The sequence below is a fragment of the Peribacillus sedimenti genome (assembly GCF_046237635.1).
Classification (GTDB): Bacteria; Bacillota; Bacilli; order Bacillales; family DSM-1321; genus Peribacillus; species Peribacillus sedimenti.
Genome location: NZ_CP143547.1, coordinates 4,988,925 through 5,003,120, shown reverse-complemented (window position 1 = coordinate 5,003,120; position 14,196 = coordinate 4,988,925). Strand labels below are relative to the sequence as shown.

Annotated in this window: 12 protein-coding genes; 4 read left to right on the top strand and 8 right to left on the bottom strand. The window is 42.2% G+C overall.

Going from position 1 to position 14,196, the window contains the following annotated elements:
• Nucleotides 1-102: 102 nt before the first annotated feature.
• The 3 genes from V1500_RS24350 to V1500_RS24340 form a co-directional block, all read right to left on the bottom strand.
• On the bottom strand, nucleotides 103-1,650 hold the full coding sequence (locus tag V1500_RS24350; RefSeq protein ID WP_409303394.1) for a cation acetate symporter: 1,548 nt from the start codon (nucleotides 1,648-1,650) through the stop codon (nucleotides 103-105).
• 16 nt (nucleotides 1,651-1,666) lie between these two features.
• Nucleotides 1,667-2,005, bottom strand: a complete 339-nt coding sequence (locus V1500_RS24345; RefSeq protein ID WP_409303392.1) for a DUF485 domain-containing protein — start codon at nucleotides 2,003-2,005, stop codon at nucleotides 1,667-1,669.
• A gap of 187 nt (nucleotides 2,006-2,192) precedes the next feature.
• Nucleotides 2,193-3,038: a MurR/RpiR family transcriptional regulator gene (locus V1500_RS24340; RefSeq protein ID WP_409303390.1), complete on the bottom strand. Its 846-nt coding sequence runs from the start codon at nucleotides 3,036-3,038 to the stop codon at nucleotides 2,193-2,195.
• 162 nt (nucleotides 3,039-3,200) lie between these two features.
• Here V1500_RS24340 and gnd point away from each other — a divergent pair, with 162 nt between their 5' ends.
• The 3 genes from gnd (at nucleotide 3,201) to V1500_RS24325 (ending at nucleotide 6,070) form a co-directional block, all read left to right on the top strand.
• On the top strand, nucleotides 3,201-4,094 hold the full coding sequence (gene gnd / locus V1500_RS24335; RefSeq protein ID WP_409303388.1) for a phosphogluconate dehydrogenase (NAD(+)-dependent, decarboxylating): 894 nt from the start codon (nucleotides 3,201-3,203) through the stop codon (nucleotides 4,092-4,094).
• Nucleotides 4,095-4,399: 305 nt separating this feature from the next.
• Nucleotides 4,400-4,795, top strand: coding sequence for a cytidine deaminase (locus V1500_RS24330; protein WP_409303387.1), 396 nt, complete (start codon nucleotides 4,400-4,402; stop codon nucleotides 4,793-4,795).
• Nucleotides 4,796-4,888: 93 nt separating this feature from the next.
• The gene (locus V1500_RS24325; RefSeq protein WP_409303385.1) at nucleotides 4,889-6,070 is read left to right on the top strand and encodes a NupC/NupG family nucleoside CNT transporter; all 1,182 of its coding nucleotides are present in this window, start codon (nucleotides 4,889-4,891) and stop codon (nucleotides 6,068-6,070) included.
• A gap of 166 nt (nucleotides 6,071-6,236) precedes the next feature.
• Here the strand turns inward: V1500_RS24325 and V1500_RS24320 are convergent, their stop codons facing one another.
• Nucleotides 6,237-6,722: a GNAT family N-acetyltransferase gene (locus V1500_RS24320; RefSeq protein ID WP_409303383.1), complete on the bottom strand. Its 486-nt coding sequence runs from the start codon at nucleotides 6,720-6,722 to the stop codon at nucleotides 6,237-6,239.
• A gap of 107 nt (nucleotides 6,723-6,829) precedes the next feature.
• Here V1500_RS24320 and msrA point away from each other — a divergent pair, with 107 nt between their 5' ends.
• Complete coding sequence (msrA, locus tag V1500_RS24315; protein WP_409303382.1) at nucleotides 6,830-7,795, top strand: peptide-methionine (S)-S-oxide reductase MsrA; 966 nt, start codon at nucleotides 6,830-6,832, stop codon at nucleotides 7,793-7,795.
• Nucleotides 7,796-7,880: 85 nt separating this feature from the next.
• Here msrA and cstA read toward each other — a convergent pair whose 3' ends face one another.
• The 4 genes from cstA to V1500_RS24295 form a co-directional block, all read right to left on the bottom strand.
• Nucleotides 7,881-9,683: a carbon starvation protein CstA gene (gene cstA / locus V1500_RS24310; RefSeq protein WP_409303381.1), complete on the bottom strand. Its 1,803-nt coding sequence runs from the start codon at nucleotides 9,681-9,683 to the stop codon at nucleotides 7,881-7,883.
• Nucleotides 9,684-9,838: 155 nt separating this feature from the next.
• Nucleotides 9,839-10,585, bottom strand: coding sequence for a LytR/AlgR family response regulator transcription factor (locus V1500_RS24305; RefSeq protein WP_409303379.1), 747 nt, complete (start codon nucleotides 10,583-10,585; stop codon nucleotides 9,839-9,841).
• Nucleotides 10,560-12,344 carry a LytS/YhcK type 5TM receptor domain-containing protein gene (locus tag V1500_RS24300; protein ID WP_409303377.1) on the bottom strand — a complete coding sequence of 595 codons (1,785 nt, stop codon included), beginning with the start codon at nucleotides 12,342-12,344 and terminating at the stop codon, nucleotides 10,560-10,562. The genes V1500_RS24305 and V1500_RS24300 overlap by 26 nt, the downstream gene beginning before the upstream one ends.
• Nucleotides 12,345-12,517: 173 nt before the next feature.
• Nucleotides 12,518-14,173, bottom strand: coding sequence for a glutamine--tRNA ligase/YqeY domain fusion protein (locus V1500_RS24295; protein WP_409303376.1), 1,656 nt, complete (start codon nucleotides 14,171-14,173; stop codon nucleotides 12,518-12,520).
• Nucleotides 14,174-14,196: the final 23 nt, after the last annotated feature.

Genomic DNA, 14,196 nt, shown 5'->3' with positions numbered 1-14,196 from the left:
TAGCTCAACCAAGATAAACTTGTACCTGTAATTCCACAAAAAAACCGAAGGCTGCTTTATATAGCACTTCGGTTTTTTTATGTAAGCAATATATGGCCGATCTTATTTTATACTGGCAGAACCATTGATACCGGTATTTGCTTTAACAAGTATTTCATCAAATTTCTTGGCATCTGCTTTTTTGCTGGATACCATGGTACCAACAATGGCAGCTAGGAACCCTAGTGGAATCGAAATAATGCCTGGGTTGGTCAAAGTGATAAGAGGGTCACCTACCAGAATGGCCACACCTTTTTCGGGATTCCAAACGTTAGGGCTGATTGCCACAAGGAATAAAGCGCTGAATAGTCCTACCAGCATACCGGAAATAGCTCCGGTTGTATTGAATTTTTTCCAGAAGATTGTAAGCATGATAATTGGAAGATTCGCACTAGCTGCCACTGCAAATGCCAAAGCTACGAGGAAAGCGACATTTAACGTTTGGGCAAATAGTGCAAGAATGATAGAAATAACAGAAACACCGATTGATGCCCAGCGAGCGGCAACTACCTGTTCTTTTTCGGTAGCTTGTCCGCGGCGTAGTATATGGCTATAAAAGTCATGTGCAAAGGCTGAGGCGGCGGAAAGAACAAGTCCAGCCACCACGGCAAGGATCGTCGCAAATGCAACAGCAGAAACGAAGGCGAAAAGGAAATCTCCGCCTAAAGCCTGTGCAAGAAGCGGTGCTGCCATATTTCCCGCAGCATTGGCTTCGACAATTTTGTCATAGCCGACAAACGCGGCTGCTCCAAAGCCAAGGAAGATGGTCATAATATAGAATACAGCAAGAATCCATGTAGCATACACTACAGACTTACGTGCTGTTATGGCGTCTTTTACTGTGAAGAAACGGATCAGGATATGCGGAAGTCCTGCAGTACCTAATACAAGAGCCAGATTTAGCGAAAGTGTATCAATCGGATTCTTGAATTTATTTCCTGGATTAAGGTAATCGGCTCCAAGCGGAGTGGCTGTTTTCATTTTTTCAAACATCTGTACAACACTGAAATCAAATTTGGCGAAAACCATGATGGAAATGAGCAGTGTTCCTCCCATCAGCAATATAGCTTTGACGATTTGTACCCAGCTAGTGGCCATCATGCCGCCAAAAACTACATACAATGTCATTAAGACTCCGACTATTAATACGGACCATACATAATCAATGCCTAATAATAATTTTATGAGTGCACCTGCGCCAACCAACTGGGCAATCATATAAAAAGTGGAAATCGTTATAGTGTTTAAAGCTGCCACACCACGTACTTTTTTCTCGTCAAAACGGGCTGCAATCATATCAGCTAGGGTATATTTCCCCAGGTTCCTCAATGGCTCTGCCACAATAAAGAGAACGACAAGATATGCTACGAGGAAACCGATGCTATAGAAGAAACCGTCGAATCCTGAAAGCGCTACCATTCCAGCAATCCCTAAAAATGAGGCTGCAGACATGTAATCCCCCGCTATGGCTAAACCGTTTTGCCACCCGGTTAGGCTTCCGTCTGCTGTATAGAAATCACTTGCCGTTTTTGTTCTTTTAGAGGCTATATAGGTAATAATCAGAGTTATTGCGACAATGGCTACAAATAAAGAAAAAGCGAGCATATTCATCTGAGTTCATTCTCCCTTACTTTCCGGCTTCTTTAGCAATTTTGTCTACCATTTCATCAAATTTCCCGGCTTTTTTTGTATAAATCATGCATAGTGTAATTGTCATTACGAATTGGGCGAAAGCAAAAAGCCAGGCCCATGAAATGGAACCGATTGCAGATTTGTTTAATACTGTGAAATACGCGGTGAGGACTGGAAGAGTGAAGTAAAATACCATAAAAAAGATAGACATAGGAAGTATAAATTTCTTTTTCTCATGCATCAGCTCTTTGAAGGATGCTGACTGAACGATTTTGCTGTAATCGAGTGAAGCGGCTTTCCGGCTTTTCTTAGCTACTGACTGGTTAACTGCCAATACTTATTCCTCCTTTATTTATAATTATACAGGCACTTGCCTGCATGAAATATTATACATTTATTTAAAAAGATTGTAAATTCAGAAAATAATAATGGGTATTTTGGTATACAAGCTCATTCTATTATCAATCCTTAAGAGGACAAAAAAACAAGGCGGAAGCGGTATATGCACGCCTTGTTTATATTTACATCCTTGTCTCTGAGATTGCATTCCGTACTTTTTCCAGGGAGCGGTTCGCATGCTCTTTATTCTTAATCATTATATTGACATATAATGCATCTATTAAGCTTAACTGACTGATTCTTGAGGCAAGTGCTTCAGACCTGTATTCTGTTTCTTCAGCACTTGTGATAAGAGCAACATCTGCCTTTTGGCTGACAGGTGATTTAGGAAAGCTGGTAATCCCTATGGTTTTAGCACCGTTTTCATTGGCGGTTTCTAAAATGCGGATAGTATCTTTATTTGTACCTGAGTGAGATATGACCACAGCTGCATCTTTAGAAGTCAATTGGGATGCTGCCATCAGCTGAAAATGAGAGTCTACAAAGGCAAACGTTTTAATTCCTGTCCTTATAAATTTATGATATGCATCCATGGCGATCATAGAGGAGCCGCCTGTTCCGTAGAATTCAATTCTTTCTGCATTCAAAAGGATGGATACAGCTTTGTTGATTGAATTTGCATCAAGGACCTGCAAGGTATTCTCCAGTGAACGAATATTGGATCTGAATATTTTGTCTGCAACTGTCTTTTCACTATCCCTTTCAGTAATTTCCTCATGAATCTGCTGTATGGGAGTCATAATTTCAGACGCAAGCGCAATTTTCATCGCTTGATAGCCCTTAAAGCCAATCCGTTTACAAAAACGGAAAACGGTTGCATCTGCAACATCTAAGTCTTCAGCAACCTCATTGATTGTACAATGTATAATTTGTTCCGGGTTTTCCAATATATAATTAGCAATCTTTTTTTCTTTGTCACTGAAACGAGCGTAATACGAACGTATTTTACCTAGGCAACTCTGAGTCATAGGAATATTCCTTTCAGGATTTATCTGCACAGATTATAACACATGGAAGAGTGTGAAAAAATTTTTCTTATTAATATTGGATAAATGAAAAATTTTTCTTATAATAGAGAGGAGAAATTACAGGTAAACTGTCAAAAAAACAGGAAAGTAAGGTGTCGAAGAATGAAATTAGGATTAATCGGTCTTGGAAAAATGGGTTACAACCTATCTTTAAATATAATGAGGAACCATGAAGTTGTGGCATTCGACGTAGAACAGGAAAACGTTAAAAAAGTATCAGCTGAAGGCGGAATAGGCGCATCCTCAATTAAAGAGTTAGTTGAGAATCTAGAAGGGCGCCGTGTCGTTTGGATGATGGTTCCAGCAGGCAATATTACGGAGAATGTACTTGGAGAGTTAAAAGGTCTGTTAGCGTCCGGAGATATTGTCATAGATGGAGGAAACTCTAATTATAAAGATTCCATCCGCAGAGGAAAAGAATTACAGGAACTGGGCATTCATTTCCTTGATGTTGGGACAAGCGGCGGCATGGAAGGTGCACGCAATGGTGTATGTACCATGATTGGAGGAAATCAAGAGGCATTCAATTATGTAGAAGGGCTATTCCAGGACATTTCTGTTGAGAACGGATATCTGTACGCCGGAGAGAGTGGAAGCGGCCATTTCCTTAAAATGGTACATAACGGTGTGGAATACGGAATGATGCAATCTATAGCTGAAGGATTTGAAGTTCTTGAAAAAAGCAACTTCGACTTTGATTATGAGAAGGTAGCAAGAGTATGGAATAATGGTTCAGTCATCCGTTCATGGTTAATGGAACTAACAGAAAATGCGTTCTCTAAGGATGCTAAACTCGAAGGGCTAAAAGGCATTATGCAATCATCTGGAGAAGGAAAATGGACAGTGGAGACGGCACTTGACCTCCAGGCGGCCACTCCTATAATCGCCATGTCACTAATGATGAGATATCGTTCTTTAGATGAAGATACATTCTCTGGAAAAGTAGTGGCTGCTTTAAGAAATGAATTTGGCGGCCACAGTGTCATAAAGAAATAGAAGCAGGATTCGAACATACGATTTGGATTACAGCATAGCTCGCTGTAGCGAAAAACCGATTTCATTAGGAATCGGTTTTTCTAATGCTGGCGCTCTAAATGTCCAATTTCAGCTGCAGGAAGGAAATATTTTTAAAGGAAGTTTATAAAATATAATAGGCAGACTGTTTTAGTATTTGTTATAGTAGACATATATTAAGATGTACGTACCTCTTTGGCAGCAGTACACCTTGAAAGCGTTTGCTGAAATTAGAAAGAAACATTGGTGAATTTGTGTGATAACCTTACAGATTGGGGAGAATATGAATGGATAAAAACATGTTGATTGCTGAAGCAAAGGAAGCTATGAAGAAGGCTTATGTTCCATATTCTAAATTCCTGGTGGGAGCAGCCCTATTAACCAAGGACGGGAAAATTTTTCGCGGCTGCAATATTGAGAACGCTTCTTATGGTCTCACGAATTGTGCGGAAAGGACAGCCATCTTCAAAGCAGTATCTGAAGGTTTTCATGAGTTTGAGGCGATTGCAGTGGTAGGGGACACCGACGGGCCAGTATCTCCCTGCGGGGCATGCCGTCAGGTGATCGCTGAATTTGCAGCTCCGGATACCAAGATATACTTAAGCAATCTGCATGGCGATGTCCAGGACACAACTATAGACGAATTACTGCCTGGATTCTTTAAAGCAGACGATATGGACTAATCCAATAACAGCAAACATTCGTTTAAAAAATTTATCATTCTGCTCTACCCCGGCTAATGACAAACCAGAAATTTCAACTTAGTGGAGGCGTATATGAAATACATCATTGCAATTATCGGACTTCTTGTCGTATTCGGCCTCGCATGGCTTGCGAGTAACAATCGTAAAAAGGTAAAAGTGATACCAATCATAGTCATGGTTGCCATTCAGTTAGTCTTATCATATGTTTTGTTAAATACAAAATTTGGTCTTATCCTTATCAGGGGAATTGCAAAAGCATTTGAAAAACTATTAGCATTCGCGGGTGAAGGAATTTCCTTCGTGTTTGGAGGACTGGCAAATGAGGGACAAACCCCATTTTTCCTGAATGTGCTCCTTCCTATCGTGTTTATCTCTGTGTTAATCGGAATTCTTCAGCATTTTAAAATACTGCCGTTCATCATGAAAGGAATCGGTTTTGTTCTCAGCAAAATAAATGGGATGGGGAAGCTGGAATCGTACAATGCCGTCGCTTCCGCAATTGTTGGCCAATCCGAAGTATTTATTACAGTGAAGAAACAGCTTGCCCATCTGCCGGAGCATCGTCTCTACACCTTATGTGCATCTGCGATGTCCACGGTTTCCATGTCCATTGTCGGAGCCTATATGACAATGATTGAGCCGAAATACGTTCTGACTGCTATTGTGCTCAACCTGTTTGGAGGCTTCATCATCTCAGCAATCATAAACCCCTATACAGTTGAAGACAAGGAGGACATCCTCGAGGTACAGGAGGAAGCAAAGCAGTCCTTTTTCGAAATGATCGGGGAATATATTATGGACGGGTTTAAAGTGGCAATCATTGTTGCAGCCATGCTCATTGGTTTCGTAGCATTGATCGCTTTAATCAATAATCTGTTCGATCTTGCATTCGGCAAGAGCTTTCAGGAGATTCTCGGATACATTTTCGCACCTATTGCCATTCTAATGGGTGTACCTGTGAAGGAGTCTGTCACAGCTGGAGGCCTTATGGCAACGAAGCTTGTTACAAACGAATTCGTGGCCATGATCGAACTAGGGAAGGTGCAAGCGGAAATGAGTGCAAGGACACTGGGGATAATTTCTGTTTTCCTTGTATCTTTTGCAAACTTCTCCTCTATCGGTATAATTGCCGGAGCGGTTAAAGGGCTCAATGAAAGCCAGGGAAATGTTGTTGCCAGATTTGGACTTAAGCTGCTTTATGGAGCAACATTGGTTAGTGTACTATCAGCTATCATCGTAAGCTTTGTTTTATAAAAAAATTCGATCGCGAGCAAAATAAAGGGTGAAGCACGTCTTGGTGTGTTTCACCCTTTTATATGCCATACGAAGCCTTTTTGATTGTGTTGTCCTTCAAAAAGGATTTATAGTTGTGAATATGGTCTTAAGTTAAGAGAGCATATGGAGTTGTGTGAGAAAATCCCTATACCATAATCGAATGTATTGTGAATTCCTGTTTCACCCTTTTGTATTCATCCGTTTTCTCCGTGTAATTCCCTCCGGTATAATCGTGTATAACCTTTCTCCAAAACCCTTGCGCGGGTGTATTACGCTCAATTTGGAAGACGGTCCATCGTCCTGGAAACATTTCAAATATGCTTGTTGCGGCAGCTTTTCCGTAACCCTTGCCTTTATGTTTTCGCATGATTAGAAATTCATCGATGTTACTTGGCTTTTCTCCGGTACCGCTTTCTACAAGTGCAAACCCGACATATTCCTCTTCATTCTTTATGAAAAAAGGGTGCTTTTCCGGAACAGTGAAATAATCCTCTAAATCAAAAGGCTTAAACAGCCCATGTTCTTCCAGCGTAATTTGTTGGTTAAAACTGGTGAATTCATAAATGTAAAACTGCAGCAAATTATGCAGGATATTTATCTGCTCAGGTTTTACTTTAACAAGCTCTATCACATAAGTCCCTCCTTTATGACTTTCATAATTGTAATTCTGCAATAATATATTAAATCCTTCCATTTAGGAATTTAAAAATCAATCAAAATGAGAAAGTGGCGATAACAATGTCAAAAGAGGCGCAGAAACCCTTTGAAAAAGCTACATTTGCAGGCGGATGCTTTTGGTGTATGGTTTCTCCATTCGATGAGATGGCAGGTGTCAAAGAAGTTGTCTCCGGTTATACGGGAGGTCGCACAGAAAATCCTACTTATAAAGAAGTTTGCTCCAATCAAACTGGACATTATGAGGCCGTTCAGATTACATTCGACCCTGCCGTCCTTTCTTATCCCATGCTGCTGGATCTTTACTGGAGGCAAATCGACCCTACTGATGAAGGCGGACAGTTTTCTGACCGTGGAGAGTCCTATCGGACAGCCATTTTTTATCATAGTGAAGAACAAAGGGTTGCCGCAGAGGAGTCCAAACGGGATCTGGAACATAACGGTCATTTTTCGGAGCCCGTTGTAACACAGATTCTTCCGGCAAAGAATTTTTATCCTGCAGAAGAGTATCATCAGGACTTTTATAAAAAGAATCCATTCCGGTATGCATTATATCAAAGAGGCTCAGGAAGAGAGTCCTTCATAAAAGAACATTGGCAAGATAAAACCCAATTAAAAGAAGAGCTGACAGAGATGCAGTATTATGTGACCCAGGAAAACGGCACAGAGCCTCCTTTTGACAATGAGTACTACAACAACGAAGAAGAGGGGATTTATGTAGACGTCGTTTCCGGGGAACCGCTGTTCAGCTCTCGGGATCAGTACGACAGTGGCTGCGGCTGGCCAAGCTTCACAAAGCCCATCATGTCGGCAAGCGTAAAAGAAAAAGTGGACTTAAGCCATAGAATGACAAGAACAGAAGTTAGGAGCAGGGAAGCAGATTCCCATCTCGGCCATGTCTTTCCGGATGGTCCTGGACCAAAGGGCCTTCGATATTGCATTAATTCAGCGGCGCTCCATTTCATCCCGAAAGAAAAAATGGAAGTAGAGGGCTACGGCGATATGCTGTTATTATTTTCAATAAAGTAAAGATATTGAACCTGCCACGGGACAATAGAGTGATAAATCGAAAAAGGCTATTGCAATTCGCAATAGCCTTTCCTTACATTCTTTCTTAAGCGGTTTTTCTGGTTAATTTAGCAGCTGGAGCATTCCATGTTGCCAGCCAGTTTTTGGCCGCTGTTACGATGATGACGGCACCTAAGATGAGCATGATGATGGATAAAATGCCATTCAGTACGCTATATCCCGCAGCGGCTGAATTTAAGTATACGTTCTTCACCATCCAGTAGCCTGCATAGTTAACAGTTACATAAAGGTATGCAAGTGGAATTAAGCAGGTCAGCATGTAACGGCGCTTGTCAGCAACCCTCAAGATGACTGTTGCCCCGACAATGAGCCCGATAGAAGCCATTAGCTGATTGGAGACCCCGAATAGCGCCCACACAGAACCAATATCACCTGAGAATAATAGATAACCCCAGAGGAAGCATGCTAATGCACTTGCGAAAATATTGCCGGGAATCCAATCTATCCGCTTCAGAGGCTTATAGAAGGCACCGCCGAAGTCCTGTATCAGATAACGAGCAACCCGTGTACCAGAGTCGATAGCTGTCAGGATGAATAATGCTTCAAACATAATGACGAATTGGAAGAAGAAAGAAGCAAGTTTATCGAACCATGGGATTTCTGTAAAGATATATGTCATGCCAACTGCCAGTGTTACTGCGCCGCCTGTACGGCCTTCTAGATTTAATCCAATTTCTTCGCTTAGCTCTTTCAGGTGAACCGTTTCCATTCCTAATGTTTTGAATACTTCAGGAGTGGAGTTGATAGCAAAGTAATCCGCAGGCTGAAGGGCTGTCGCAGCAACCAACGCCATGATTGCCACCACACACTCAACCAGCATTGCGCCGAATCCTACAACCTTGATGTCAGTCCAGCGGTCAAGCATTTTAGGAGTTGTACCGGAACCTACGAAAGCATGGAATCCAGAGATCGCTCCACAGGCTATGGTAATGGAAATGAATGGCCAAACCGGACCGGCAAGGATTGGGCCGCCGCCATGGATAAACTCAGTCAACGCCGGGAATTGAATGGTCGGGTTAACGATAAATACTCCGGCGATCAAAGCGATAAATACTCCGATTTTCATAAAACTGCTTAAGTAATCACGTGGAGCAAGCAATAGCCAAACTGGCAAGGCCGCTGCAAAAAATGCATAGATCGGCAGAATAAGAGATAATTGCTTTACATCTAAATTAAGCAGTTCCCCAAGGAATGTTCCCTGAATCTTAGGGCCGAGAAATACTGCAAGCATGATTAACGCAAAACCAACTATGGTCGCAACTTTTAAGTTGCCTGTTTTTCGATGATACAATCCTACTCCCATAGCAATAGGAATGGTGATGCCTACGGCGAAAGTCCCCCAAGGATTATGCTCCAGCGCATGCAGGACAACCATGGATAAACCAGCCATAGTAATGGTAATGATGAATAACATCGCAAGTCCTGTACAGAAACCGGCAACAGGGCCTAATTCCTTCTTAGCTACCTCAGCCAAGGACTCTCCATTCTGTCTCATAGACGCGAATAGGACGACAGCGTCGTGGACTGCCCCGCCTATAACGGCCCCGATTAAAAGCCATAATAGTGAAGGAAGATAACCGAACTGTGCTGCCAAAATTGGCCCTACAAGAGGACCGGCAGCAGCGATTGCTGCAAAATGGTGGCCAAATGAAACCCATTTATTAGTGGGCACATAATCCTTCCCATCCTCTAAAGTATGGGCTGGAGTCTTCCTGGCCTCTTCCATTTTTTTTAATTTCAAAACCTTGACGGCCATAAATGTACCATATAAACGATATGCAATCATAAGAACACAGATAGACCCGATAACCATTGTAACCGCATTCATTTTTGTCTAACCCCCCATATCTATTTACATCTTGACTATACCCAATGAAAATAAAATGAGAGCGTTTTCAATGCGTTTTACCTGTATTGAAAGCTGAAATGCAAAAATTGAGGGATGAAATACAACTCTCCTTTCGTTAATGTCAAAAAATTTAGTTAAAAACCAATCAGCTGCTTTAATTCTTTAACATAAGTACGGCTTACAGGAACCTTAGAACCATCCTTCATAATTAAATTGTAGGTTGAATTGAACCATGGCTCTATTTCGGAGATATGATCAAGATTGACTAGATAACTGCGATGTACCCTGATTAATGGGGCATCACTCAGTTTCTTTTCAATCCAGGTTAATGTCTCCGATATTCTATATTCCGCATCCATGGTTTTAATTAACGTCCTTCCTTCAACCGCAGTGATATAAACGATGCTCTGTTTATCGATCAAAACAATCCTTTCATCAGCCATGATGGCTAACTTTCCTGTTTGTTGAGATGCGGTTTTGGACGGTTCTGAAACTGGAAGGGATCCGGCTTTGCCAATCTTCTTTATTGCTTTAATCTTTTCCAGTGTCTGTTTTATGCGCTTTTCGTCAAATGGCTTTAATAAATAGTCCAGTGCATCTAAATCAAAGGCCTGCAAGGCAAATTCGTCGTAGGCTGTTGCAAAGACAATGGCAGGGGAGGGGTGCAGTTTGTGAATCTGCTCAGCAAGCACAAGGCCGCTGTCTTCCGAAAGTTCAATATCCAGAAAGACCAAATCTGGCAGCAGACGCGTAATGTGTTCCAGAGCATCCTCCATATTGCTCGCTTCGCCAACTATTTCAGCTTCCCGGGACCGCAGTAAAAGATATTTAAGTTCATCCCGCGCAAGGGGTTCATCATCCACTATAAATGTTCTGATCATGTTGTTCGATGCCTCCCTTTCTATCTATAGGCAGACAAATGGTAATGGTCGTGCCATGTCCTTCAAGGCTATTAATCCTGAAATCAGCTTCTTTATTGTAGAAGCCCTCCAGGCGCTCTCGAATGTTTACCAATGCTGTTCCTGTTCCTGATTTAGATTCAATAGCCTCCTGGCCGAGGGAATCGAGTTTGCCAGAAGAAATTCCTTTGCCGTTATCCGTTACCTCAATATGCAAACACTCATTTTTCAACAATGCCTCCACTTGTACTTCACCCTTGCCTTTTGTTCGTGAAAAGGCGTGCCGGATGCTATTTTCCACGAGCGGCTGAAGAATGAAAGGAGGCAGCAGGACTTTTTCAATCCCGGGTTCTATGTTAAAGCGGACTTCATATTTACCGGGAAACCGAGCTTGCTCTATTGATAGATATGCCTTAACATGTTCAAGCTCTTTTTCAAGGGTGATCAAAGTATGCCTGGCACCTTGCAAATTGCTTCTGAAAAACTGGCTTAGCTCCAATAATAGAGTCCGGGCTTTTTCAGGGTTAGTCCGGCACAGCACAGAAATCGTATTAATCGCATTAAAGAGGAAATGAGGATGTACCTGGGCATGAAGAGCCTTTATTTCCGCATCCTTCAATAACTTACTTTGCTGTTCTGCTTCTGCAAGTTCCAGCTGGGTAGAAAACAGATTGGCCAGACCTTCTGCAAGCTCCTGTTCCACTTCAGTAAGATCGCCCGGATTGTGGAAATACAACTTAAGGGTTCCTACAGTCTTTTCATGGATCCTCAATGGCAGCACTACAGCAGCAAGAAGAGGGCAGTCTTTGTGAGAGCATAAGATCTCTTCACGCCTTTTTGCGGTGAGAACCCTGCCTTCCTTGAGAACTTTTTTGGTTAATTCTGTAGAAAAGCCCTTTGTCGGCACATGGTGGTCAGAGGCTGAACCAACATGTGCCAATACGGATTCATCATTGGTAATCGCAATGGCATCCGCATCGGTAAGCGCAAGCATGACTTCGGCCACTTCTTTACAGGATTCAGAATTTAAACCTTTTCGAAAGAAGGGAAGGGTTTGATCTGCGATATAAAAGGCTTTGCTGGTTTGAAGGGCCTTGGTGCGTTCCTGTTCACGAAGAATTGACTGGATAATAAGCATGAATAGCAGCATGCCTAAACCATTCAGCATGACCATCGGTATCCCAATGACATTCACCAAATCTAAAGCTAGCTCAAATGGCTTGGTTATCAACAGTATAATCGCCATTTGAGTCATTTCCATCAACATCCCGACAAGCACCGCAAAGCCTGGTGACACCGGTGCCCTCCTTTTTCTTCGCAACATTCCAAGATAACCTGCCGCAACTCCAGCCAGCACTGCTGACACGGCACATGCTGTGGCAGTAAATCCACCTAAGAAATAGCGATGAATGCCGGAAATTAGTCCTATGCCAAATCCCACGATTGGCCCTCCGAGCAATGACCCGATTGCAATGCCCATGACCCGGGTATTTGCGATGGCACTGTCAGGCTCTACATGAATAAGCCAACTATTTTCCGCGACTGAGTTATACCGAATTTCAATCCCCGTATAATTGCTGATCACGCCGAATAATCCGAAGACAACAATTAATAAAATTCTTTCTTTTATACCTTGCTCATTATGGATGATATGTCGGAAGGCTTTCAGCTGAGAAAGGAGAAAGACCGCAATAAGCATAATGCCGACACGTTCCAGCATCAGAGGAAGTAAATGAACCATAGGCTGCACCTTTTCATTTTTTTGTGATTTTATCTTATATTATACAGGATGTATCTGTCGAATGGAGGCAGGGGAAGCCACAGAAAGAGGGAAGTTGCATGTAAGAACTGGAAATTATCGGAGGGTAATAAAAAAACCAAAAATCCATAATTGGATCTTTGGTTTCACGTTGATTACATTCTGAAAGAGCTTTTCAGCTCAACGATTTGGTTGAAAACAAGATGGTCGGTTGCTGTATGTTTTGGGTCTACATTGAAGTAGCCATGTCTAAAAAATTGGAATTTGTCCTGAGCCTTTACATCTGCCATATTCGGCTCAACAAACCCTTTTAATATTTCTAATGAATTAGGATTTACCCGTTCAAGGAAAGATTTTCCTTCTTCCTCCTCATTCATTTCTTCATCCAAAATTAGCGGCTGGTATAAACGGAATTCTGCTTGTATCGCCTGGGTTGCTTCAACCCAATGAATTGTCCCTTTTACCTTGCGTCCTGTGAAGCCTGTTCCACTCTTTGTTTCCGGATCATACGTACATCGAAGCTCTATGACATTTCCGTTCTCATCTTTAATGACTTCTTCGCACTTTATAAAGTAAGCATGCTTTAAGCGGACCTCATTGCCCGGGAAAAGGCGGAAATACTTGCTGGGAGGATTTTCCATAAAGTCGTCCTGCTCAATATAAATTTCACGTGAAAACGGTATTTGCCGTATTCCCATTTCCGGAACTTCCGGGTTAATCTCTGCATCCAACATTTCGGTCTGGCCTTCGGGATAGTTCGTAATCACAACCTTAAGCGGCCTTAACACGCCCATTGTTCGGGGGGCTTTCAGCTTCAGGTCCTCTCTTACAAAATGATCAAGCATACGAGAGTCTACTACACCGCTGGTTTTAGATACGCCTATTTCCTGGCAAAAAGCGCGTATCGCTTCTGGTGTAAAGCCGCGTCTCCTCAAACCGGATATAGTAGGCATTCGAGGATCATCCCATCCGTCTACATATCCTTCCTCAACCAGTTGCTTAAGCTTTCTTTTACTCATAACCGTGTTGGTAAGGTTCAATCGCCCAAATTCATATTGCCTTGGCGTACTTTCCATATTACAGTTTTCCACTACCCAGTCATAAAGCGGCCTTTGGTCTTCAAATTCCAGTGTGCAGATGGAGTGGGTTACACCTTCAATTGCATCCTCCAGAGGATGGGCAAAGGCGTACATCGGATAGATGCACCATTTATCGCCGGTATTGTGGTGTGTTGCATGAGAAATTCTGTAGATTACAGGGTCGCGCAGGTTAATGTTTGGTGAAGACATATCAATTTTTGCCCGGAGCACCTTTTCTCCATTGCCAAATTCTCCATTGCGCATGCGTGTAAACAGGTCGAGGTTCTCTTCTATAGTGCGATCTCTGTAGGGGCTTGGTTTACCTGGCTCGGTTAAGGTTCCACGGTATTCCCTGATTTCATCTCCTGATAAATCATCTACATATGCCAGGCCTTTTTCTATAAGAAGGACGGCACGGTTGTACATTTCCTCAAAGTAATCTGAGGCAAAAAACAGATTGTCCCAATCATACCCCAGCCATTTAACATCCTCTTTGATAGAATTTACAAATTCAATATCCTCTTTCAGAGGATTCGTATCATCAAATCTAAGGTTTGTTTTTCCTCCAAATTCATCGGCAACGCCAAAGTTTAAAACGATGGATTTAGCATGTCCAATATGTAAATAGCCATTTGGTTCCGGAGGAAAGCGGGTAATGATTTTATCATGCTTGCCAGTCTCAATATCCTCTTTGATAATATTTCTTATAAAATTTGAAGAGTGATGTTCCAACTATACTCAACCTCTTTCATGAG